The following is a 21,909-nucleotide window of genomic DNA, read 5'->3' on the forward strand; positions in this document are numbered from 1 at the left end:
GCATGAGCGCGACTCTTATCTCTCGTGATCTGGGCGAGAAGGGCGGGATGCTCGCCGCCCGCGGCATCGCCACGCTGATCGTCCTGGCGCTGGCCGGCGGCCTGCTGCTGGCGGTCAACGGCGGCCTGTTCAGCAAGCAGGTCGAGGTCAACGCCACCGTCGACGACATCGGCGGCGCGCTGGTGGTCGGCAACGACGTCAAGATCCGCGGCAACATCATCGGCCGGGTCTCGTCGATCGAGCCCCACGACGACGGCGTCCGCCTGGGTCTGGCCCTCGACCCCGAGGAGACGGAGAAGCTGTCGAAGAACGTCACCGCGCGCATCCTGCCGGCCACGATCTTCGGGACCTCCTTCGTCGACCTGGTCCCGCCGGAGCAGCCGCACGGAAAGCTGAAGGCGGGCGAGACGATCAAGCAGGACGACACGACCGAGACCCGCGAGCTCCAAGACGCCCTCGACACCAGCTACGAGATCCTGACGGCCGTCGAGCCCGCCCGCCTCTCCGCGACGCTCGGCGCCTTCGCCGAGGCCCTCGACGGTCGCGGCGAGTCCATCGGCGACACGATCGTCACGCTGAACGACTATCTGGTCCGGTTGGAGCCGCAGCTGCCGAAGGTCCAGCAGGATCTGCAGCTGCTCGCCCAGAACTTGAACACCATCGCAGCTGTTGCCCCCGACCTGCTCGACGCCTTGGAGAACTCCTTCGTGACGACACGGACCATCGTCGAGCGTCAGGACGACCTGGCCGCCATCCTCACCGGCGGCGCGGCGCTGACCGGCGAGGCGAACCGCCTGGTGGCCGACAACCACGACGCCTTGGTCAAGGCGCTCACCCAGTCGCGGCCGATCGTCAACACCATGTACGAGACCCGCACGGGCCTCGGCGCGACCTTCGACTCGCTGGTCGAGCTGGCGACGAACGCGCAGGCGGCCATCGTCGACCCCGACGACGGGGGGAGCAAGGGCGGCTACCTCGACACCCAGGTCGACATCGAGCTGGTGCCCGAGCCGCCGTTCTACACAGCGGCCGACTGCGCGGTGTACGGACCGTCGGCCTATCAGGCCTACGCCGACAACTGCGGCGACGCGGCGTCGGCCGAGGCGACGGCGACGGACGACGCCGCGTTGGTCGCCGAGATCCAGGGCATCATGGCGCAACTCGAATCGGTCGCGGCGGCCGATCCCAACGGCTTGGGCGACCTGATGACGCGCGGCTTCGTCGGAGGTGAGGGACAGTGAACTACGGCGTCCGGATCAAATTCACCATCTTCGCGGTCATCGCGGTGATGCTGATGGTCATCATCTACAACACGATGGCCAACAGCGTCGGCGGCGAGGTGAAGAACTACACGGCCGAGTTCACCTCGGTCTCCGGCCTGCGCGAAGGCGACGACGTGCGGGCCGCCGGCGTGCGGGTCGGCCGCGTCGAGAACATCGAGCTGTCCAAGAGCAACAGGGCCAAGGTCGAGTTCACGCTCGGCGAGGGCCAGAGCATCACCGACACGACCGTCATCAAGGTCAAGTACCAGAACTTGCTCGGCCAGCGGTACCTCTCGCTCGACCCGTCGGAGAACACCGACGCCCAGGGCAAGAAGCTCGACCCCGACAAGCTCATCACCGCCAGTCAGAAGATCGCGGGCACCGAGGAGAATCAGACCGACCCGGGCTTCGACCTGACGATGCTGCTCAACGGCTTCGAGCCGCTGTTCGAGACCTTGCAGCCATCGGCGGTCAACGAGTTGGCCACCTCGGTCGTCTCGGTCCTGCAGGGCGAGGGCGGCACCGTCGAGTCGCTGCTGGAGCAGACGGCGATCCTCACCCAAGACCTGGCGAACAAGGACCAGGTGATCGGCGAGGTGCTCACCAACCTCACGCCGGTGCTGCAGAACCTCTCGGCGCAGGAGGCCAACTTCAACGCCACGGTCGACCAGTTGAGTTCGCTCATGGCCGGCTTGGCTGCCGAGCGGGAGACCATCACCGGGGCGATCGACGGCGTGTCGGCGCTGGCGCAGGCCACGGCCAGCCTCACCGCCGAGCTGCGGACCACGGTCCCGTCCACGGTCGCCTCGGTGCGCGCCGCAGCCGAGACGCTGGTGGGTCATCAGGCGGCGCTCGACCAGCTCTTCGAAGCCGCGCCCGACGGCTTCGACTCCTTCACCCGACCCACCAACACCGGTACCTGGCTGAACATGTACATCTGCGTGCTCGGACTCGAAGGACTGCCGAGCATCCTGGGCGGCACTCTCGACCCGCTGCCGCCGACGGCCGACCCGCTGGACCCGAATGCCTTCCACTCGGAGACGTGCTCATGAGACTCTTCACCTACCTCAAGAACGAGCCGCGCAAGGTCGGCTTGATGGGCGTCGTCGGGGTCGTGCTCCTCGGCCTGCTCGTGCTGATGATGAGCACGGTGAGCTTCGGCAAGCAGAAGGTCACCGCCTATCTGGAGCACACGGCGGGCCTGCGCACCGGCGAGGAGGTGCAGGTCGCGGGCGTCGGCGTCGGCGACGTGACCAGCATCGAGTTGACCAAGGACGCGGTCAAGGTCGAGTTCACGATGGACAAGGACATCAAGCTCGGCTCGACCACCTCCCTCGCGGTCAAGGTCGCCACGCTGCTCGGAACCCACTATCTCGACATCACCCCGTCGGGTCCGGGCGAGCTCAAAGACAAGACCATCCCGGTCGAGCGGACCAAGGTCCCTTACAACCTGCAAGACGTGATCGAGGGCGGCCACGACCAGCTCGACGAACTCGACGAGCAGAAACTCGCTGACGCGATGGGCGTGGTCGGCGAGGTGCTGGGCCAGACCCCCGAGGAGGCGCAGGCGGCTATCGAGGGCGTCTCGGCGCTCTCCCAGGCGGCCGTGGCGCGGACCGAGCAGATGCAGGCGCTGCTCGACGCCTCGGGCACCTTCACCGGACAGCTGAACGGCCAGACCGACGAGATCATGGTGCTGTTGGAGGAGTCGTCCACCGTGTTGGAGCACTTGGTCTCGCGTCAGCAGGCCATTGACTCGCTGCTGGTCGACGCGCAGGCCCTGGCCACCCAGGTCAACGGCATCATCGGCGACGTCTCCGGCGACCTCGAACCGCTGATGACCAACCTCACCGCCTCGCTCGACCACCTTTGGGAAGTGCGGAACTCGATCATGACCACTTTGGAGAGCCTGTCGGATATGACGGTCTATCTGGCCAACGCCTCAGGCAACGGCCCCTGGGTCGACCTGAACGTGCCGAGCCTGCTGCCCGACACCTGCACGGTGGGGGCGGTGTGCGAATGAGCACCTCACGGATCGCCCGACTGCTGGCCCTGGCGCTGCTGCTGCCCTTGCTCGGCGGCTGCCTGACCCAGTCCGACAAGAAGATCACGCTGCAGTTCGAGGACGCCACGGGCCTGTTCCGCGGCAACGATGTCGGCATCCGCGGCGTCCCGGTGGGCGAGGTCACCAAGATCACGCCATCCGGTGACCATGTCAACGTCGAGATCGTCATCCACGACGACGTCAAGCTCCCCCAGGACGTCGGCGCGGTCGTCGTCTCGCGCTCGGTGGCGACCGACCGCTACATCGAGATGACGCCGGCCTACGTCTCCGGTCCCGAGATCAAGGACGGCGCCACCATCGGCGTCGACCGCACCAAGACGCCGGTCGAGTTCGAGGAACTGCTCGAGACGCTCGAGAACCTCTCGGGCGCCCTCGGCGCGCCGGAAGGTGCGCCGGAGGGGACCAAGGGCCCGCTGCACGACCTGTTGGCCGCGTCGGCCGCGAACTTCGAGGGCCGCGGCGCCCAGATCAACTCCACGCTGTCCGATCTCGCCGACGTGTTGGTCGCGCTGACCGGCATGACGCCCGCTGTCGAGACGAACCTGACCAACATCGACCAGCTCACCGCGACGCTGGCCAGCCACGACGCGTTGATCCGCGACTTCTCGACCAACGTCACCAACGCTGTGGTCATGCTCGACGGTCAGTCCGCGCAGATCGAGTCCACTTTCGACGCGCTCGCGGCGATGCTGCAGGCGGTCGCCGACCTGTCGGCCCAGCACAAGGTCGAGCTGGGCAGCCAGATGGAGGACTTCGTCGCGCTGTCCAACGAGTTGATGGCGCACGAGGAGCAGATCACCCAGCTGTTGGAGGCCGGACCGCTGCTCACGCAGAACCTGGACCGCGCCATCGACAACGAGGGGCGCATGTACTTCTTCACGCGGCTCGAGGACCTCGCGAACACCGAGGAGTTGTGCCGGGCGCTCTTCGCCCAGGCCCCGGCTCCGCTCAACACGGGCGCCGACCTCGTCTGCCCCAACGCCACGCTCGTCGACTTGTTTGCTCTGCTGAACGTTCTCGGAGGTCTCTCGTGAAGCGCACACAGCTCCTGGCCGGAGCGTTGACGGCGGGGCTCCTGACCGTCAGCGCCTGCGGCCCGTCGGCGCAGGACCTGCCCCTTCCCGGAAGCTCGCAGCCGGGCGAGACCTATGAGGTCACCGCCACCTTCGACGATGCGCTCAACCTCGCCGACGGCGCCCCGGTCAAGGTCAACGGCCTGCCGATCGGGCGTGTCAGCGAGATCACGGTCAAGGACTTCCAAGCGGTCGTCACGATGGACATCGCGAAGGAGCAGAAGATCAGCAAGGGCGCCGACTTCCGCCTGCGCGCCACCACGGTGCTCGGCGAGCTCTTCGTCGACATCGTCGAAGATCCTGCGGCCACGGGCGAGTTGAAGGACGGTGCCGCAGTCGCCGACGACTTCACCGACTCGGCGCCGACCGTCGAAGACACCCTCTCGGCGGCTTCGATGTTCGTCAACGGCGGCGGCCTGGGGCAGATCCAGACCATCGTCGACGAGGCGAACCTCGTGGTCGGCGGTCGCGAGGACGTCATCCGCGACCTGCTGCACCGGTTGACCAGCACGACGATGAGCGTCAACGCCATGAGCGGCGACATCGACGCCGCTCTCACGGCGATCAACGAGGCGTCGCTGGTCATCGACAGCCGTCAGGACACGATCAACCGCGCGTTGACCGAGATCAGGCCGGCGGCGGCGGTGCTGCAGGAGAACACCGACGAGCTGGTCACGCTGCTGACCTCGGTCTCGGACTTCAGCGGCGTGCTGATCCCGACCATCGACGCCACGCGCGACGACATCCAGGCCATCGTGGCCGAGGCGGGCCCGATCTTCGCCGAGGTGGCCGCCACGGCGCCGCGACTCGACGCAGGGGTGCAGCAGGTCCTCGGCTTCGTCGAGAAGCTCGACAACGCGGGCGTGCCGGGCTACTACCTGAACACCTATCTGCACCTGGACGTCAGCTCCTTGACCGAAGAGGGCGCATTGGGCGACGGCGGCATCGCCGGGCTCGAGATCACCGAGTCGCTCGTGCCGATCCTCCAGGCGATCCTGTTGGCCGGCGGCGACCTGAGCGCCATCTTCAACTCAGCCAGCGTGGCTTCCGGCACAGGAGACACGACCCCGCTGCCTGCCGCGCAGCCCGAAGCCGCGTCGGCCGACCCGTCAGTCCCCGACGCTGGACAGGAGAGTTCGTCCTCGGGTCTCACCGACCTGTTCGGCACGGTCCTTGGAGGTTCCCAGTGAAGCGACTCCCACTGAAACTCGTCGTCGCGGCGCTTGGCCTCGCCCTGGTGTTCGTGCTGACGGCGGTGTACATCTACCAGGAGTTCCTGGGCGGGTCCATCGCTCAGCGTCCGGCCGAGATCACCGTGAAGATGGACGAGACGGGCGGCCTCTTCGAGCGCTCGTCGGTCACCTATCGCGGCGTCAACGTCGGCCAGGTGAAGGAGATCGTCAGCACCGAGGACGGCGTCGAGGCCACCCTCGCGCTCGATCCGGGCGTGGAGGTGCCGAAGTCGTCCAAGGCGGTGGTGCGCAACCTCTCCCCGGCGGGCGAGCAGTTCATCGACCTGCAGCCGGAGAGCGCGAAGGGCCCGTTCTTCAAGGACGGCGACGCCGTCACGGAGGCGGCGGAGACGCCGACCACGGTGGCCGAGTCCTTCCACGCGGTCGACACGCTGATGTCGCAGGTCGAGCCGGCGGACCTGAAGGTGACGCTCGACGAGTTGAGTGCGGCCTTCAGCAACCCCGACGACCTCGCCACGATCGTCACCTCGGGCCAGCAGATCCTCACGACGCTCGACACCTATTGGCCCGAGACCGAGCGGATCATCAACAACTCGAACACGGTGTTGCAGACGGGTGCGGCCATCGAGCCGCAACTGCGCTCGCTCGCCCCGGCGTCCAAACGCCTGACCGCGTGGCTGGCCGCCTACGACCCGAAGGCGCGGACGCTGCTCGCGCAGACGCCCGCCCAGATCGAGGAGTTGCGTTCCTTCACTGCGGTCGTCGGACTGCGCCTGCCGTCGGTGTTGACCGAGATGGGCGAGTTCACCGATATGACGCTGCCGTACCGCCCGCACCTGTGGTCGTTCCTCTCCGAGGTGCCGAGCGGATTCGCGAAGTTCGCCTCCACGGTGCGCGATGACGACGGCGACGGCCAGGCGTCGTTGTACACGGTCATGTACACCGACCTGTCGCTGGCGCCGGAGGTGGAGACGGTCTGCCAGTACGTGCCGTACGGCCCGACCAACCCCGATCCTGCCTACGTGCGGGCCGATGGCGAGCGTCTCATCGACACGACGCGCGGCTGCTCGCCGGACTTCATCCGTCAGCAGCGGGGTTCGGCGCACGCGCCCGGCCCGGTCGCTCGATGAGCCGTCTGCCGTCCTTCAACCGGCCCGCGATCGACATCGCGGGCCGGCTGAAGCGACAGGACCAGTCGCCCCTGACGATCGGTCTGGCCGGCGCCGTGGCGGTGCTGCTCGTCGCACTGTTGATCGTGCTGTGGCAGTGGCGATCCGACGCGGTGCGCTACCACGCCGAGAACGACGCGCGCGAGGTCGCCGTGGAGCGGGCCGAGGCGCTGCTCACCTGGAAGTCGTCGTCGATCGACGCCGACCACGAGTGGATGGAGGACGGCGCCACCGAGAAGTTCCAGAAGGACTACGCCGGGACGGTGGGCCAGCTCAAAGAGAGCTATGAGTCGATCGACGCGTCGTCCAGCGGCGATGTCCTGGCGTCCTCGCCCAAGGCGACGTCCGGCAAGAAGGTCGATGTGACGGTCTTCCTGCTGCAGAGCGGTCTTCAGGGCGTCTCCGGCGAGCAGAAGTGCGTGCTGACGTCGATGGACCTGGCCATGGTGCGTGAGAGCGGCGACTGGTTGCTCGACGAGGTGAGCACGGCGGGATCGCCGATCAACGTGGCCTGCTGACGCGCGGCGACGCCAGCTAGTCTGCCGACCATGTGGGGAGATCTCGCGCTGGTAGCAACGGCCGTCGCCTTCGGGGTCGGCTCGTCGCTGTTGCCGATGCTTCTCAACGCCGAGGCGTACGTCGTGCTGCTCGGCACGCTCACGTCGAGCGAGGTCTTCTTATTCTGGCTCGTGGTGGCGCTGAGCGTGGGCACCATGCTCGGCAAGGTGGTCGTCTTCGACCTCGTCCGCAAGGGGCGGCAGAAGCTCACCCGGAAGGAGCGCAAGCCGTCGTCGCGCCGTGTGGTGATGGCGGCGCGACGGGTGAACGACGTCCTGCTGGGCCTGCTCGACCACCGCCACCTCGGCGGCGCCACCGTGTTCGCCTCGTCGGCCTTCATGATGCCGCCGCTGGCCGTCGTCACGGTCCTGGCCGGCGCCTCCCGTCAGCCGATGTGGTTGTTCGCCCTCATGGTCTTCGTCGGCCGCACGCTCCAGTACCTCGCCATCGCCTTCCTTCTCCACCACGTGTTCTGAAAGGTCACGGGCTCACCGCCGGAAAAGTCACGCGGTAGGCTCGGCGGCGATATGAGCACCGTGTACGACGGTCGCGAGCCCGGGGCGGGACGCGACGAGGGAGTCGAGGCCGCCCTGGCGGCATTGCGCGGCGGCGCGCTCGCGGTCCTGCCGACCGACACCGTCTACGGCCTGGCCGCCGACGCCTTCAACCCGGCGGCCGTCCAGCGGTTGCTCGACGCCAAGGGCCGCGACCGGACCATGCCGCCGCCGGTGCTCGTCGCCGAGCCCGCGACGCTCGCCGCGCTGGCGGCGCAGGTGCCCGCCTGGCTGCGCGACATGACCGCCGAGTTGTGGCCGGGCCCGCTCACGGTGATCTGTCGTCAGCAGCCGTCGCTGAACTGGGACCTGGGGGAGACCCGCCAGACCGTCGCAGTCCGGGTGCCCGACGACGACATCGCCCGGGCCGTGCTGCGCAAGACCGGACCCCTCGCGGTCAGCAGTGCCAACCGCACCGGCGGTCCGGCCGCCACCACGGTGGACGAGGCCCGCGAGCAGTTGGGCGAGTCGGTCGAGGTCTACCTCGACGGCGGTCCGTCGCGGAGCGGCGTCCCCTCGACGATCCTCGACCTCGCCTCCGCCACGCCGAGGATCCTGCGCGCCGGAGCGGTGAGGCTCGACGAGCTCCACCGATTCAACAACACGGTCGAGGACGCGACCCGTGCGTGAGTACGCGGCGATCCTCGGCATCGCCATCGGCGTCACGTACCTCTTGGCGTCGATCGCCCGCCTTGTCGCGGTGCGGCTCGGCGCCCAGGCGCGGGTGCGCGCCCGTGACGTGCATGCCATCCCCATTCCGTACTTCGGCGGGCCGGCCATGCTCGGCGGCCTCTTCGCCGCACTGCTCGTGGCCGAGCGCATGCCCTTCCTCGGCGCCGCCGACCCCACGGTATTCCGAGACGTCCGCGCGATCCTGTTCGGCGGTGCGATCATCTGCGTCGTCGGCGTCATCGACGACCTCCTCGAGCTCGACGCGCTGACGAAGTTCGCCGGACAGGTGCTCGCCGCCGTCACGGTGGTGGCCCTCGGCGTGCAGTTCATCTATCTGCCGCTGCCGGGCACCTTCATCGGTCTCGACCAGGTCCAGGCGATGCTGTTGACGGTCTTCCTCGTCGTCGGCACCGCCAACGCGGTCAACTTCGTGGACGGCCTCGACGGCCTGGCCGCGGGCATCGTGGCCATCGGCGCGGTGGCCTTCTTCGTCTTCGCCTTCGTGCTGGCGGTGGAGAACGGCGAGACGCGCGCGATGGCCGCCGCGATGTTGATGATCTCGCTCGCGGGAGTGTGCGTCGGCATCCTGCCGCACAATTTCTATCCGGCGAAGATGTTCATCGGGGACTCCGGCTCGATGCTGATCGGCTTCGTCATGGCCTGCGGCTCGATCAGCCTCACCGGCCAGTTCCCGCCGAGCAGCCTCGCCCAGGGCATCGGCGAGGCGGACGCGAGCTTCCTGCCGACCCTGTTGCCGGTGATCCTGCCGTTCATGGTGCTGGCGATCCCCTTCGTCGACATGCTGCTCGCGGTCGTGCGGCGCACCCGTGACGGCCGCTCGCCGTTCAGCCCCGACAAAGCCCATCTGCACCACCGGCTGTTGCAGATGGGGCATTCGCATCCCCAGGCCGTCTTGTCGATGTACGCCGTCGCCGGGCTGGTGGCCTTCGGCAGCGTCGTCTCGAGCCTGCTCAGCGGCTGGGAGCTGCTCGTGTCGGTCGTCACGCTGTGCGTGCTCACCGCCGTCGCCATCGTGCTCGCTCCCAAGGTCAGCTCCCGCTTGGGCCCGTAGCCGCACGGCCATGACAGGATCGACGGATGCGGATCATGCGTCGTGTCTTCTGGCCGAGCCTTGCGGTGGCGGTCGTCGTCTGCGTGCTCGCCGCGGTCCTCGGAGGGCGCGAGGGGTTCTGGGGGGCGCTCGTGGGCGGCGTGCTCGTGCTCGCCTTCTTGGGCTCCAGCCCCGGCCTGCTCGAGCCGGTGGCCAAGGCCCACCCGTCGGCCTCGCTGCCGGTCGCGCTGGTCTTCTTCACGGTCAAGGCGGTGATCGCGATCGTGCTGTTGCTGCTCCTGCTCGACCCCGACGGACTCGGCGCCCACGTCGAGGCGCGTGGCCTCGCGGCGGCGATGGTGGTCGTCGCGTTGGCGTGGGTCGCCTTGTACACGCTGGCGTTCCGACGCTCTCGGACGTTGCTGTACGACCTCGACGAAACGTGACTGTGACCTGGGTTTCGTCTCGTCGACCACGCCTGATAGCCTTCCGGCAGCGACCCGGAGGTTCATCCGCCGGGCCGCGATGACGCTGGCCGTAAAGCCCGGATCGCGACTTTGTGTCGCGCGACCGCGCCATGATCACGAAGGGGACCGCGAGTGACACTCGCCTCCACGCTCGCCGCCGCCTCGGGCCCTCCGGCTCCTGGCCCGCACGATTTCAATCTGCCGTCCATCCTCCCGTGGAACGGGTCGACGAGCTGGGGTGTGAACTTCGGCCTGGAAGACGGCTTCTTCATCAGCAAGCCGATGGTGCTCGTGGTGCTGTCGCTGATCATCGTGATCGCGCTGTTCGCCGCCGCCGCCCGTCCGGCCGCAGTGGTGCCCGGACGTCTGCAGTTCGCCGGCGAGCTGGTCTACGGCTTCGTCCGCGACGGCATCGCCCGCGACAACCTCGGCTCGAAGGACTACCAGCGCTTCGTGCCCTTCCTGTTCGCGATCTTCGCCTTCGTGTTCGTGAACAACTACTACGGGCTCGTCCCGTTCGTGCAGTTCCCGGTGATGAGCCACATCGGCTTCCCGCTGGCCATCGCCCTGGTCACCTGGGTGATCTACAACGGCGCGGGCATCGCGCGGCACGGCTTCGTGGGCTACCTCAAGCACGAGACGGTGCCGGGCGGCATGAAGGGCCCGATCCTCCTGCTGCTGGTGCCGTTGGAGTTCCTGTCCAACATCCTGCTGCGGCCGATCACGCTCACCCTGCGCCTGTTCGCCACGATGTTCGCCGGACACCTCCTGCTGGTCCTGTTCTCACTCGGCGCTGGTTACCTGCTGCTGCACTCGGACAACCCGCTGGCCATCCCGGCGGGCATCGCCTCGGGCATCCTGTTCGTCGCCATCAGCTGCCTCGAGCTGCTGGTGATGTTCCTCCAGGCCTACGTGTTCACACTGCTGGCCGCCATGTACATCGGCGAGGCGCTGGCCGACGAGCACTGATCGGTCCGATCACGCTCGTTCGCGCCGCTGTCTGAGTCGACACAACTTCACATCACCCTCATAGACAACGACACGGAGACTCCGTGTCGCCAACGAAAGGAAATGCCGTGGGCTCCCTCAACATGATCGGTCTCGGCCTCGCTGCGATCGGCCCCGCCATCGGCGTCGGCCTCATCTTCGCCGCGTACGTCACCGGTGTGGCCCGTCAGCCCGAGGCCGACAGCAAGCTGCGTCAGATCGCGATCCTCGGCTTCGTCCTCGCCGAGCAGTTCTTCATCATCGCGCTCGCGCTCGCGTTCGTTCTCACTGGTGAATGATCTATCCCTGACTTTCACTTTCCGACCAAAGAAGGCACACGCATGATCTCGACACGCATCGTCGCGAGCGAGGAAGAGCTCAACCCGCTCATCCCGCACACCGCGGAGGTCGTCCTCAGCCTCGTCGTCTTCCTGCTGATCCTCTTCCTGATCAAGAAGTTCGTCGTTCCTGGCTTCGAGAAGGCCTACGCCGAGCGCACCGCCGCCATCGAGGGCGGCATCGAGAAGGCGGAGTCGGCGCAGAAGGAGGCGCAGGCCGCGCTGGAGCAGTACACGGCGCAGCTCGCGGAGGCCCGGCACGAGGCCGCTCGCATCCGCGAGGAGGCCAAGGAGCAGGCCGCCCAGATCGGCGCGGAGCTGCGTGCCGAGGCCCAGGCGGACGCCGAGCGCATCCGGGCCGCGGCCCACGCGCAGGTCGAGGCCGAGCGTGCGCAGGTCGTCGCCCAGCTCAAGGGCGAGGTCGGCTCGCTCGCGACCGAGTTGGCCGGGCGCATCGTGGGCGAGTCGCTCGCCGACGACGCGCGCAGCCAGCGCACCGTCGAGCGTTTCATCGCCGAGCTGGAGCAGGAGTCGGCTAACTGATGTCCACTCATCTGCGCGGCGCGTCCGCCACCTCCCTCGACGCGGTCTTGGCCGCCGTCGAGGCGAGTGGCGGCGTGCCCGACGAACTCGGCGGCCAGCTCTTCGGCGTCGTCGGGGCGCTCGACGGCGCTCCGGCGCTGCGCCGGGTCCTGACCGACCCGTCCACCGAGGCCCCGGCCAAGCAGGGCCTCGTCGCCTCGGTGTTCGGCCGGGCCGTCTCGGCCGAGACGCTCGCCGTCGTCCAGACGGCCGTCGCCGGTCGCTGGAGCGGCGGTCGCGACCTGGCCGACGGCCTGGAGACCGCCGGCGTCGTCGCCCTCGTCAAGGCCGCCTCGGCTGCGGGCACGCTCGACACCGTCGAGAGCGAGCTCTTCGACGTCGCGCAGGTGGTGGCGGGCGCCGCCGAGCTGCGCTCCGCCCTGTCCGACCCGGTGGCCCCGGTGTCGGCCAAGGCCGAGCTGATCGGCTCGCTGCTGTCCGGCAAGGCCCAGCCCGTCACCGAGACGATCGTCCGTCAGGCCGCCCGGGCCCGCTCGAAATCCTTCGAGCGGACCCTGAACGACTTCGCCGACCTCGTCGCCGACCGTCGTGGCCGCCTGCTCGCCGAGGTCCGCACCGCCAAGCCCCTGCCAGCGGCCGAGAGCGTCCGCCTCGCGGCGGCGCTCAGCACGAAGTACGGACGTCCCGTCCACCTCAACGTCATCGTCGATCCGTCCGTCATCGGTGGCCTGTCGGTCAGCGTGGCCGACGACGTCATCGACGGCACCATGTCCAGTCGCCTCGAGGCCGCCCGTCGGCGCCTCGCAGGCTGAAGAAGCATCCCCACCCCGAGTAAGGCAGGCACACCATGACGGAGCTCTCGATTCGTCCCGACGAGATCCGGGACGCGTTGCAGAAGTTCGTGGCCGACTACACCCCCAGCGCCGCCAGCACCGAGGAGGTCGGCGTCGTCGCCGACGCCGGTGACGGCATCGCGCACGTCGAGGGCCTGCCCTCGGCCATGGCCAACGAGCTGCTCGAGTTCGAGGACGGCACCCTCGGCCTCGCGCTCAACCTCGACGTCCGCGAGATCGGCGTCGTCATCCTCGGCGACTTCGCCGGCATCGAGGAGGGCCAGAAGGTCCGCCGCACCGGCGAGGTCCTCTCGGTCCCCGTCGGCGAGGGCTACCTCGGCCGCGTCGTCGACCCGCTGGGCAACCCGATCGACGGCCTCGGCGAGATCACCGGCCTGGAGGGACGTCGCGCGCTCGAGCTGCAGGCGCCCACCGTCGTGCAGCGCAAGAGCGTGCACGAGCCGCTGCTCACCGGCATCAAGTCGATCGACTCGCTGACCCCCATCGGCCGCGGCCAGCGCCAGCTGATCATCGGCGACCGTCAGACCGGCAAGACCGCCATCGCCGTCGACACGATCATCAACCAGAAGGAGTTCTGGGAGAGCGGCGATCCGTCCAAGCAGGTCCGCTGCATCTACGTCGGCATCGGCCAGAAGGGCTCGACCATCGCCTCGGTGCGCGGCGCCCTCGAGGAGGCCGGCGCGCTGGAGTACACCACCATCGTGGCCGCTCCCGCGTCCGACTCGGCGGGCTTCAAGTACCTCGCCCCGTACACCGGCTCGGCCATCGGCCAGCACTGGATGTACCAAGGCAAGCACGTCCTCATCGTCTTCGACGACCTGTCCAAGCAGGCCGAGGCCTACCGCGCCGTGTCGCTGCTGCTGCGCCGCCCGCCGGGCCGTGAGGCGTACCCGGGCGACGTCTTCTACCTGCACAGCCGGCTCCTGGAGCGCTGCGCCAAGCTCAGCGACGATCTCGGCGCGGGCTCGATGACCGGCCTGCCGATCATCGAGACCAAGGCCAACGACGTCTCGGCCTACATCCCGACGAACGTCATCTCGATCACCGACGGCCAGATCTTCTTGCAGTCCGACCTCTTCAACGCGAACCAGCGTCCCGCAGTCGACGTCGGGATCTCGGTCTCGCGCGTCGGCGGCGCGGCGATGACCAAGTCGATGAAGGCCGTCACCGGATCGCTCAAGGTCGAGCTCGCGCAGTACCGGGCGATGGAGGCCTTCGCCATGTTCGCCTCCGACCTCGACGCCGCGTCCAAGGCGCAGCTCGCCCGCGGTCAGCGCATCATGGAGCTGTTCAAGCAGGGCCAGTACCAGCCGTACCCGGTCGAGCAGCAGGTCGTCAGCCTGTGGGCCGCCCAGGAGGGCAAGCTCGACCCCGTGCCCGTCGAGGACATCGGCCGCTTCGAGTCCGAGTTCCTCGACTACGTGAAGCGCTCCCACGCGGGCGTGCTCGACGCCATCCGTGAGTCCGGCAAGTTCGACGGCGACAACGCGCAGGCGTTGGAGGCGGCGTACGAGTCCTTCCTCGACCAGTTCGAGACGAGCGAGGGCCGCTCGATCAAGGCCGGGACCGAGGAGTTCGAGGCTCTGGCCGACGAGGACGTCGAGCAGGAGCAGATCGTCAAGCAGAAGCGGGGCTGACCCATGGCAGCGTCGGTACGAGAGCTTCGCGCGAAGATCAGGTCGACTCAGGCGACCAAGAAGATCACGCGCGCGATGGAGCTCATCGCCGCGTCGCGCATCATCAAGGCGCAACAGCACGCGGCGGCTGCGGCTCCCTACGCCCATGAGCTCACCCGTGTCGTGACGGCGTTGGCGACGCACGCCCATGTCGACCATCCGCTGACCACCGAGAAGGAACAGTCCACGCGGGCGGCGGTGCTGGTCGTCACCAGCGACCGCGGCCTCGCCGGGTCGTACTCCTCGGCGCTGCTCAAGGAGGCCGAGCGTCTCACCGAGAAGCTCAGCGCCGAGGGCAAGACGGTCGACTTCTACCTCTCGGGCCGCAAGGCAGAGGCGTACTTCGCCTTCCGCGACCGCTCCTACGTCACCTCGTGGACCGGCTACTCCGACAAGCCGGCCTACGAGAACGCGCGCGTCATCGGCGAGACCCTCGTGGGCGCGTTCACGGCCGAGGACGACGACGAGCGCGCGGTCGACGAGTTGTACATCGTGTTCACGCAGTTCAAGTCGATGCTGACGCAGGAGCCGGACGTCATCCGTCTGCTCCCGATGGAGGTCGTCGAGGCTGCCGAGGGCCCCGACCTGCCGCCCCTGTACGAGTTCGAGCCCTCGGTCGCCGAGGTGCTCGACGCGCTGTTGCCGAAGTACGTCAACAGCCGCATCTACTACTGCCTCCTCCAGGCGGCCGCCTCCGAGCTCGCCGCCCGTCAGAAGGCCATGAAGTCCGCGACCGACAACGCGCAGGACCTCATCGAGAAGTACACCCGTATCGCCAACCAGGCCCGCCAGGCCGGCATTACCCAGGAGATCAGCGAGATCGTGGGCGGCGCGAACGCGCTCGCCGACGCCTCCGCTGGTCAGGAGTGAGTGAGAGAGCATGACTGCCACAGCTGTTGAGAAGACCACCGCCTCGGGTCGTGTCGCGCGCGTCATCGGCCCGGTGCTCGACATCGAGTTCCCCAGCGACCAGATGCCCGACATCTACAACGCGCTGCTCGTCGACACCGAGGTCGGAGGCGTCAAGGAGACGCTGACGCTCGAGGTCGCCCAGCACATCGGCGACGGTCTGGTCCGCGCGATCAGCCTGCGCCCGACCGACGGCGTCGTCCGTGGGTCCACGGTGACCAACACCGGCGGCCCGATCTCGGTGCCCGTCGGCGACGTGACCCTCGGCAAGGTGTTCAACACCACCGGCTCGGTCATGAACCTGGAAGAAGGCGAGACCTTCGAGGTCGGCGAGACGTGGGGCATCCACCGCAAGGCCCCGGCCTTCGACCAGCTCGAGTCGAAGACGCAGATGTTCCAGACCGGCATCAAGGTCATCGACCTGCTGACGCCGTACGTGCAGGGCGGCAAGATCGGCCTGTTCGGCGGCGCGGGCGTCGGCAAGACGGTGCTCATCCAGGAGATGATCGCCCGTGTGGCCAAGGACCACGACGGCGTGTCGGTGTTCGCCGGCGTCGGCGAGCGCACCCGTGAGGGCAACGACCTCATGGTCGAGATGGAGGAGGCCGGCGTCCTCGACAAGGTCGCGCTGGTCTTCGGCCAGATGGACGAGCCGCCGGGAGCGCGTCTGCGCGTGGCCCTGTCGGCGCTGACCATGGCCGAGTACTTCCGCGACGTGCAGAAGCAGGACGTGTTGCTGTTCATCGACAACATCTTCCGCTTCACGCAGGCCGGCTCGGAGGTCTCCACGCTGCTCGGCCGCGTCCCCTCGGCCGTCGGCTACCAGCCGACGCTGGCCGACGAGATGGGCGTGCTGCAGGAGCGCATCACCTCGACGCGCGGCCACTCGATCACCTCGATGCAGGCGATCTACGTGCCCGCCGACGACTACACCGACCCGGCCCCGGCCACGACGTTCGCGCACCTCGACGCCACGACCGAGCTCAACCGTGAGATCGCGTCGATGGGCATCTACCCGGCTGTCGACCCGCTGACCTCGACGTCGCGCATCCTCGACCCGCGCTACATCGCCGACGACCACTACGCCACGGCGAACCGGGTCAAGGGCATCCTGCAGCGCAACAAGGAGCTCCAGGACATCATCGCGATCCTCGGTGTCGACGAGCTCAGCGAAGAGGACAAGACGATCGTCTCGCGCGCCCGTCGCATCCAGCGCTTCCTGAGCCAGAACACCTACGTCGCCAAGCAGTTCACCGGCATCGAGGGTTCGACCGTCCCGCTCGACGAGACGATCGACGCCTTCACCAAGATCTGCGACGGCGAGTACGACCATGTGGCCGAGCAGGCCTTCTTCATGTGCGGCGGCCTCGAGGACGTCGACAAGAAGTGGGCCGACATCCAGAAGAACCTCTGATGGCCGGGGTGCTGCAGGTCGAGCTGGTCGCGGCCGACCGCGTCGTGTGGTCGGGCGAGGCCGAGCGGGTGCTGGCCCGCACGGCCTCGGGCGACCTCGGCGTGCTCGCGAACCACGCGCCGCTGCTGTCGGTGCTGGTTCCGGGCGTCGTGGAGATCGAGTCCGCGGACGGCGAGCGCGTGCGCGCCGCGGTCGGCGAGGGCTTCCTGTCGGTCGCCGACAACCGGGTCTCGGTGCTCAGCGAGGACACCTTCCTCGCCTCCGAGCTCGACGAGGCCACGCTGAAGGCCGAGCTGGCCCAGGCCACGTCCGACGAGGACGAGGCTGCAGCCCGGCTGATCGAGAACAAGCTGCGCGTTCTGCAGGCTTGACCCGCTGAGCAGGAGGGAGGAGCGCCATGCCCGTGTGGTGGTGGCTGCTGGACTCCCTCCTGCTCGCGGTCGCTGTGGTGATCGTCGGCCTCGGCCTGATCGTCCTGCGCCGTCGTTCCATCGAACGGCGGCCCGGCGCGTTCGAGCTGACGGTGAACCGCAAGCCCGAAGGCGCCGCCGGATGGACGATGGGCACGGCCGTCTACCGCGACGACCACCTGGAGTGGTTCCGCACCTTCTCGTTGTCGTGGCGTCCGGCGTTGGTTTTGCCGAGGCGCGGCGTAGAGGTGACCGGCCGACGGAGCCCGCAGAGCAGTGAAGTCGGTCTGGTCGGCCTCGACTCGGTGGTCGTCGACTGGGACGGCCCCGACGGCGACTATCGCATGGCTTTGACCCCCCCGGTGCTCAACGGCTTGCTCGCTTGGCTGGAGTCCTCACCCCCCGGCCGCGGCGTCGGCCGGGTGGTCTGAGCTACCGCTCCCCGCCCGGCACCCACAGGACGTCGCCGTGGCCCGCCTGGGCGTTGGCGACCCGCGCGAGGATGAACAGCAGGTCGCTGAGCCGGTTGAGGTACTTCGCGGTGAGCACGTTCATGGACTCGCCGTGCTCGTCGATGGCCGCCCACGCCGAGCGCTCGGCGCGACGGGTGACGGTGCGCGCCACATGCAACTGCGCTGCCGCCTTCGTGCCGCCGGGCAGGATGAACGAGCGCAACTTGTCGACCCGCCCGTTGTACTCGTCGCACCAGGACTCCAGGCGGTCGACGTAGTCCGGCTCGACCCGCAACTGCGGGTATCTCGGATTCTCCACGACGGGCGCGCCGAGGTCGGCGCCCACGTCGAACAGGTCGTTCTGGACGTGCGTGAGGACCGCGGCGATGTCGGCGTCGACCTCGCCGAGGGCCAGCGCGACGCCGAGGCAGCTGTTGGCCTCGTCGACGTCGGCGTAGGCGACCAGCCGCAGGTCGTTCTTCGAGGTGCGGCTCATATCGACCAGCGCGGTCGTGCCGTCGTCGCCGGTGCGGGTGTAGATCCTCGTCAGGTTGACCATGGCCCGAGCTTATCGGCAACACATGCGTGGCCCCGGAGCGATGAGCGGTAATCTAGCGCCTATGCCTGACAAGCCCTGGGTGATGCGCACCTACGCCGGACACTCCTCCGCCGCCGAGTCGAACGCGCTGTACCGCAAGAACCTCGCGAAGGGGCAGACCGGCCTGTCGGTCGCCTTCGACCTGCCCACCCAGACGGGCTACGACCCCGACCACGAGTTGAGCCGTGGCGAGGTCGGCAAGGTCGGCGTGCCGATCCCGCACCTGGGCGCCATGCGCCGCCTTTTCCAGGACATCCCCCTGGAGGAGATGAACACCTCCATGACGATCAACGCCACCGCCATGTGGCTGCTCGCCATGTACCAGGTGGCCGCCGAGGAGCAGGGCGCCGCGCCCGCGAGCCTGGCCGGCACCACCCAGAACGACATCATCAAGGAGTACCTGTCGCGCGGGACCTACGTGTTCCCGCCGGAGGCCTCCCTGCGGTTGACCACCGACATGATCGCGTACACGGTCAACAACATCCCCAAGTGGAATCCGCTCAACATCTGCAGCTACCACCTGCAGGAGGCCGGCGCGACCCCCGTCCAGGAGATCGCCTTCGCGATGAGCACGGCGGTCGCCGTCCTCGACGCGGTCAAGGACTCCGGCCAGGTCGCCGACGAGGACTTCGAGAAGGTCGTCGGCCGCATCTCCTTCTTCGTCAACGCGGGCGTGCGCTTCATCGAGGAGATGTGCAAGATGCGCGCCTTCGGCGAGATGTGGGAGGAGATCACCCGCGACCGCTACGGCGTGACCAACGCCAAGATGCGCCGCTTCCGCTACGGCGTGCAGGTCAACTCGCTCGGCCTGACCGAGGCGCAGCCGGAGAACAACGTCCAGCGCATCGTGTTGGAGATGCTCGGCGTGACGCTGAGCAAGAAGGCCCGTGCCCGCGCCGTGCAGCTGCCGGCGTGGAACGAGGCGCTCGGCCTGCCGCGTCCGTGGGACCAGCAGTGGTCGCTGCGGCTGCAGCAGGTGTTGGCTTTCGAGTCCGACCTGCTGGAGTACGAGGATGTCTTCGACGGCAGCCACGTCGTCGAGGCCAAGGTCGCCGAGCTGATCGAGGGCGCCAAGGCTGAGATGGACCGGGTGCAGGCCATGGGCGGCGCCGTCGCGGCCGTGGAGTCGGGCTATATGAAGCAGGCGCTCGTGTCCTCGCACGCCGATCGTCGCGCGAAGATCGAGGCGGGCGAGCTCAAGGTCGTCGGCGTCAACTCCTACACCGAGACCGAGCAGTCCCCGCTGACCGCCGACCTCGACGGCGCGATCATGGTCGCCGACCCGCAGGCCGAGGCCAACGCCATCGCCGACGTCCAGCAGTGGCGCAGCGAGCAGGACCAGGCCAAGGTCGCCGAGGCGCTCGCGGTGGTGGCCGAGAAGGCCAAGACGAGTGAGAATCTCATGGCGGCGACGCTCGACGCGGTGCGCGCGGGCGCGACCGTGGGGGAGTGGGCGCACACGCTGCGCGGCGTGTTCGGCGAGTACCGGGCGCCCACGGGCGTCACAGGCGTCGTCGGCGTGGCCGAGGCGGGCGCGGAGCTGACCGCGGTGCGCGAGAAGGTCGCGAAGACGGGCGAGGAGCTGGGCGGCCGCCTGCGTTTCCTCGTCGGCAAGCCGGGTCTCGACGGGCACTCCAACGGCGCCGAGCAGGTCGCCGTGCGCGCCCGCGACGCCGGTTTCGAGGTCATCTACCAGGGCATCCGCCTGACCCCCACGCAGATCGTCGCGGCGGCCGTCGCCGAGGACGTCGACGTGGTCGGCTTGTCGATCCTGTCCGGCTCGCACATGGAGTTGGTGCCCGAGGTGCAGCGCCTGATGGACGAGGCGGGTCTGGACAACGTCCCGATCATCGTCGGCGGCATCATCCCCGACTCCGACGGCCGCGCGCTGGAGGAGTCCGGCATCGCCGCGGTGTTCACCCCGAAGGACTTCGGCATCACCGACATCATGGACCGCGTCGTCGACGAGATCCGCAAGGCCAACGACCTCGCCTGACCGCTTGCGAGAGACTTTCGCACCTGCGATGAGAGAGTTCTGACCCCGATGCTGGGTCCGAACTCTCTCATCGGTGGGCCAGAACTCTCTCGCGAGGGGTGATTAGTTGAGGATGCGGAAGTCCTCGGGGAGGCCGCCGTCGGCGATCACCTCGCGGGTGAGGTCTTGCAGGGCCATGAGGGCGACGGACTGCGCGAAGGGGCCGTAGGAGACCCGGGCGACGCCGAGTTCGGCCATGCGGGCCAGCGGGACGGATCCGGGCGCGCCGATGAGCGTGAGCCTGCGCGGCCCCCACGCGCCGGTGAAGGCCTCGATATCGGCCTCGGAGACCTTGCCGGGCACGAACACCACAGGTGCTCCCGCGTCGAGGAAGGCGCGACCGCGCCGACGCCGATGACTTTGCGAGCGGTTTCGCCCGGGTCGCCGTAGCCGGCCTCCAGATCGGCGGTGACGGGCAGGTCGGTGGCGGCGACGATCCGGCCGACCGCCTCGATCATCAGGTCGACGGGGATGCGCTCGCCGTCCTCGTAGCCGTAGGAGGCCGCGATGGAGTGGCTGGCGGTGGCGAGCGCCTGGGTCCCCTCGACGCCGGCCACGACGCGGGCGCTGATCGCGTCCCACACGTTGACGACTCTCAACAGTTCCGGGGCGGTGTGCAGGTCGAGCAGGCGCTGGGCGCGGGCGGCGGTGTCAGTCATCTTCGCACCGTAGCGCAGGCAAGCCGAGCCTAGCTGAGTACAGCCATTCCTTGCTGGAATCGCAGCGAATACGGGCCTACTGTGGAGGTGTCGCCGGGCGATCCTCGGTGGCATCGCGAAGGAGGTGGATCAGGCCGCTGCGAGTTTCTTCTTGGACGACTTCGATTTCTTGTCGACCTTGACGAGCTTGCGCTTCTTGACGGTGTAGCCGTCGGGAAGACGGCCTTCTCTCATCATCCGAAGAGGGCAGCGCTTGCACTTGGGCTTGCTCACGCAGCACTTCTTCTTCGGTTTCTTCGCCACGTGGCCAGCCTACCTGAGGCTAGGCTTAGCACATGAGAAGGAGAACAGTCATGGCAGCACCCGCTTTCGTCGAGAAGCTCAACGAGCAGTTGGGCCACGAGTTCGGCGCCCACCAGCAGTACATCGCGATCGCGACCTACTACGACGCGCTGACGATGCCCCAGATGGCCGCCCTGTTCTACGACCAGGCCGCCGAGGAGCGCGACCACGCGATGATGATGGTCCAGTACTTGCTCGACGCCGACGCCGACATCAAGATCCCGGCGCTCGACGCCCCGGTCATGGACTTCGCCGACGTCGTCGAGCCGGTCCAGCTGGCGCTCGACCAGGAGAAGCGCGTCACCGAGCAGATCAACGAGCTGACCCGCCTGGCCCGCGAGGCGAACGACTTCGCCTCCGACCAGTTCATGCAGTGGTTCATCAAGGAGCAGGTCGAGGAGATCGCCAAGATGAGCGACCTGCTGGCCGTGGTCACCCGCGCCAAGGACAACGTCGACCGGATCGAGGACTGGGTCGCCCGCGAGGAGAAGGCCGAGGGCTCCGACCCGACCGCCCCGCCCATCGCCGGCGCCTGACACTCACGTCCCCCGGAGGCGGTGAGTTATCCACCTTTCACACCTGAGCGGTGTCTCATCCACCCTATGAGCGCTCATAGGGTGGATGAGAC

25 protein-coding genes and 1 pseudogene are annotated in these 21,909 nt (G+C 68.2%); 22 read left to right on the top strand and 4 right to left on the bottom strand.

The features are described from left to right. The first annotated feature begins 2 nt into the window (after positions 1 to 2). The 20 genes from QM621_RS13745 (at position 3) to QM621_RS13840 (ending at position 17,626) form a co-directional block, all read left to right on the top strand. Complete coding sequence (locus tag QM621_RS13745) at positions 3 to 1,241, top strand: MCE family protein (RefSeq protein WP_414990955.1); 1,239 nt, start codon at positions 3 to 5, stop codon at positions 1,239 to 1,241. Beyond that, a complete protein-coding gene (locus tag QM621_RS13750; protein ID WP_414990956.1) occupies positions 1,238 to 2,314 on the top strand; it encodes an MCE family protein in 1,077 nt (358 codons plus the stop codon). Before QM621_RS13745 ends, QM621_RS13750 begins: the two co-directional genes overlap by 4 nt. Next, complete coding sequence (locus QM621_RS13755; protein WP_414990957.1) at positions 2,311 to 3,285, top strand: MCE family protein; 975 nt, start codon at positions 2,311 to 2,313, stop codon at positions 3,283 to 3,285. Before QM621_RS13750 ends, QM621_RS13755 begins: the two co-directional genes overlap by 4 nt. Then, positions 3,282 to 4,361 carry an MCE family protein gene (locus QM621_RS13760; protein WP_414990958.1) on the top strand — a complete coding sequence of 360 codons (1,080 nt, stop codon included), beginning with the start codon at positions 3,282 to 3,284 and terminating at the stop codon, positions 4,359 to 4,361. Before QM621_RS13755 ends, QM621_RS13760 begins: the two co-directional genes overlap by 4 nt. Then, entirely contained in the window at positions 4,358 to 5,590 is a 1,233-nt protein-coding gene (locus QM621_RS13765) for an MCE family protein (protein ID WP_414990959.1), read from the top strand. Before QM621_RS13760 ends, QM621_RS13765 begins: the two co-directional genes overlap by 4 nt. After that, complete coding sequence (locus tag QM621_RS13770) at positions 5,587 to 6,723, top strand: MlaD family protein (RefSeq protein WP_414990960.1); 1,137 nt, start codon at positions 5,587 to 5,589, stop codon at positions 6,721 to 6,723. The genes QM621_RS13765 and QM621_RS13770 overlap by 4 nt, the downstream gene beginning before the upstream one ends. Further along, a complete protein-coding gene (locus QM621_RS13775; protein ID WP_414990961.1) occupies positions 6,720 to 7,280 on the top strand; it encodes a hypothetical protein in 561 nt (186 codons plus the stop codon). The genes QM621_RS13770 and QM621_RS13775 overlap by 4 nt, the downstream gene beginning before the upstream one ends. A 30-nt stretch (positions 7,281 to 7,310) precedes the next feature. Then, complete coding sequence (locus QM621_RS13780; protein WP_414990962.1) at positions 7,311 to 7,796, top strand: VTT domain-containing protein; 486 nt, start codon at positions 7,311 to 7,313, stop codon at positions 7,794 to 7,796. Between the two features lie 51 nt (positions 7,797 to 7,847). Next, positions 7,848 to 8,504: an L-threonylcarbamoyladenylate synthase gene (locus QM621_RS13785; protein WP_414990963.1), complete on the top strand. Its 657-nt coding sequence runs from the start codon at positions 7,848 to 7,850 to the stop codon at positions 8,502 to 8,504. Then, on the top strand, positions 8,497 to 9,618 hold the full coding sequence (locus QM621_RS13790) for an MraY family glycosyltransferase (protein ID WP_414990964.1): 1,122 nt from the start codon (positions 8,497 to 8,499) through the stop codon (positions 9,616 to 9,618). The genes QM621_RS13785 and QM621_RS13790 overlap by 8 nt, the downstream gene beginning before the upstream one ends. Before the next feature lie 26 nt (positions 9,619 to 9,644). After that, a complete protein-coding gene (locus tag QM621_RS13795; RefSeq protein WP_414990965.1) occupies positions 9,645 to 10,043 on the top strand; it encodes a hypothetical protein in 399 nt (132 codons plus the stop codon). 153 nt (positions 10,044 to 10,196) lie between these two features. After that, complete coding sequence (gene atpB / locus QM621_RS13800; RefSeq protein WP_414990966.1) at positions 10,197 to 11,033, top strand: F0F1 ATP synthase subunit A; 837 nt, start codon at positions 10,197 to 10,199, stop codon at positions 11,031 to 11,033. Positions 11,034 to 11,155: 122 nt separating this feature from the next. Then, positions 11,156 to 11,350 carry a F0F1 ATP synthase subunit C gene (locus tag QM621_RS13805; protein WP_414990979.1) on the top strand — a complete coding sequence of 65 codons (195 nt, stop codon included), beginning with the start codon at positions 11,156 to 11,158 and terminating at the stop codon, positions 11,348 to 11,350. A gap of 42 nt (positions 11,351 to 11,392) precedes the next feature. After that, a complete protein-coding gene (locus QM621_RS13810; protein WP_414990967.1) occupies positions 11,393 to 11,932 on the top strand; it encodes a F0F1 ATP synthase subunit B in 540 nt (179 codons plus the stop codon). Further along, positions 11,932 to 12,744 (top strand): F0F1 ATP synthase subunit delta, encoded by an 813-nt coding sequence (locus QM621_RS13815; RefSeq protein ID WP_414990968.1) that lies wholly within the window; start codon positions 11,932 to 11,934, stop codon positions 12,742 to 12,744. The genes QM621_RS13810 and QM621_RS13815 overlap by 1 nt, the downstream gene beginning before the upstream one ends. A gap of 35 nt (positions 12,745 to 12,779) precedes the next feature. Then, entirely contained in the window at positions 12,780 to 14,423 is a 1,644-nt protein-coding gene (gene atpA, locus QM621_RS13820) for a F0F1 ATP synthase subunit alpha (RefSeq protein WP_414990969.1), read from the top strand. 3 nt (positions 14,424 to 14,426) lie between these two features. Next, positions 14,427 to 15,332 (top strand): F0F1 ATP synthase subunit gamma, encoded by a 906-nt coding sequence (locus tag QM621_RS13825; RefSeq protein WP_414990970.1) that lies wholly within the window; start codon positions 14,427 to 14,429, stop codon positions 15,330 to 15,332. A gap of 10 nt (positions 15,333 to 15,342) precedes the next feature. Continuing rightward, positions 15,343 to 16,785, top strand: coding sequence for a F0F1 ATP synthase subunit beta (gene atpD / locus QM621_RS13830; protein ID WP_414990971.1), 1,443 nt, complete (start codon positions 15,343 to 15,345; stop codon positions 16,783 to 16,785). Then, positions 16,785 to 17,156, top strand: coding sequence for a F0F1 ATP synthase subunit epsilon (locus tag QM621_RS13835; RefSeq protein ID WP_414990972.1), 372 nt, complete (start codon positions 16,785 to 16,787; stop codon positions 17,154 to 17,156). The genes atpD and QM621_RS13835 overlap by 1 nt, the downstream gene beginning before the upstream one ends. 26 nt (positions 17,157 to 17,182) lie before the next feature. After that, positions 17,183 to 17,626, top strand: a complete 444-nt coding sequence (locus QM621_RS13840; RefSeq protein ID WP_414990973.1) for a DUF2550 domain-containing protein — start codon at positions 17,183 to 17,185, stop codon at positions 17,624 to 17,626. Position 17,627: 1 nt separating this feature from the next. Here QM621_RS13840 and QM621_RS13845 read toward each other — a convergent pair whose 3' ends face one another. Beyond that, entirely contained in the window at positions 17,628 to 18,206 is a 579-nt protein-coding gene (locus QM621_RS13845) for a cob(I)yrinic acid a,c-diamide adenosyltransferase (protein WP_414990974.1), read from the bottom strand. A gap of 61 nt (positions 18,207 to 18,267) precedes the next feature. Between QM621_RS13845 and QM621_RS13850 the strand changes: the two genes are divergently transcribed. Next, the gene (locus tag QM621_RS13850; RefSeq protein ID WP_414990975.1) at positions 18,268 to 20,241 is read left to right on the top strand and encodes a protein meaA; all 1,974 of its coding nucleotides are present in this window, start codon (positions 18,268 to 18,270) and stop codon (positions 20,239 to 20,241) included. A 102-nt stretch (positions 20,242 to 20,343) separates the two neighbouring features. Here the strand turns inward: QM621_RS13850 and QM621_RS13855 are convergent, their stop codons facing one another. The 3 genes and pseudogenes from QM621_RS13855 to QM621_RS13865 form a co-directional block, all read right to left on the bottom strand. Further along, positions 20,344 to 20,592 carry an isocitrate lyase/phosphoenolpyruvate mutase family protein gene (locus QM621_RS13855; RefSeq protein ID WP_414990976.1) on the bottom strand — a complete coding sequence of 83 codons (249 nt, stop codon included), beginning with the start codon at positions 20,590 to 20,592 and terminating at the stop codon, positions 20,344 to 20,346. 35 nt (positions 20,593 to 20,627) lie between these two features. Continuing rightward, positions 20,628 to 21,053: pseudogene (locus QM621_RS13860) on the bottom strand (isocitrate lyase/phosphoenolpyruvate mutase family protein); the annotation flags it as partial. 15 nt (positions 21,054 to 21,068) lie between these two features. Further along, positions 21,069 to 21,242, bottom strand: coding sequence for a hypothetical protein (locus QM621_RS13865; RefSeq protein WP_414990977.1), 174 nt, complete (start codon positions 21,240 to 21,242; stop codon positions 21,069 to 21,071). Between the two features lie 50 nt (positions 21,243 to 21,292). Here QM621_RS13865 and QM621_RS13870 point away from each other — a divergent pair, with 50 nt between their 5' ends. Continuing rightward, on the top strand, positions 21,293 to 21,817 hold the full coding sequence (locus QM621_RS13870) for a ferritin (RefSeq protein ID WP_414990978.1): 525 nt from the start codon (positions 21,293 to 21,295) through the stop codon (positions 21,815 to 21,817). Positions 21,818 to 21,909: the final 92 nt, after the last annotated feature.

Origin of the sequence: Aeromicrobium sp. (assembly GCF_047606445.1) — a bacterium.
Taxonomy (GTDB): domain Bacteria; phylum Actinomycetota; class Actinomycetes; order Propionibacteriales; family Nocardioidaceae; genus Aeromicrobium.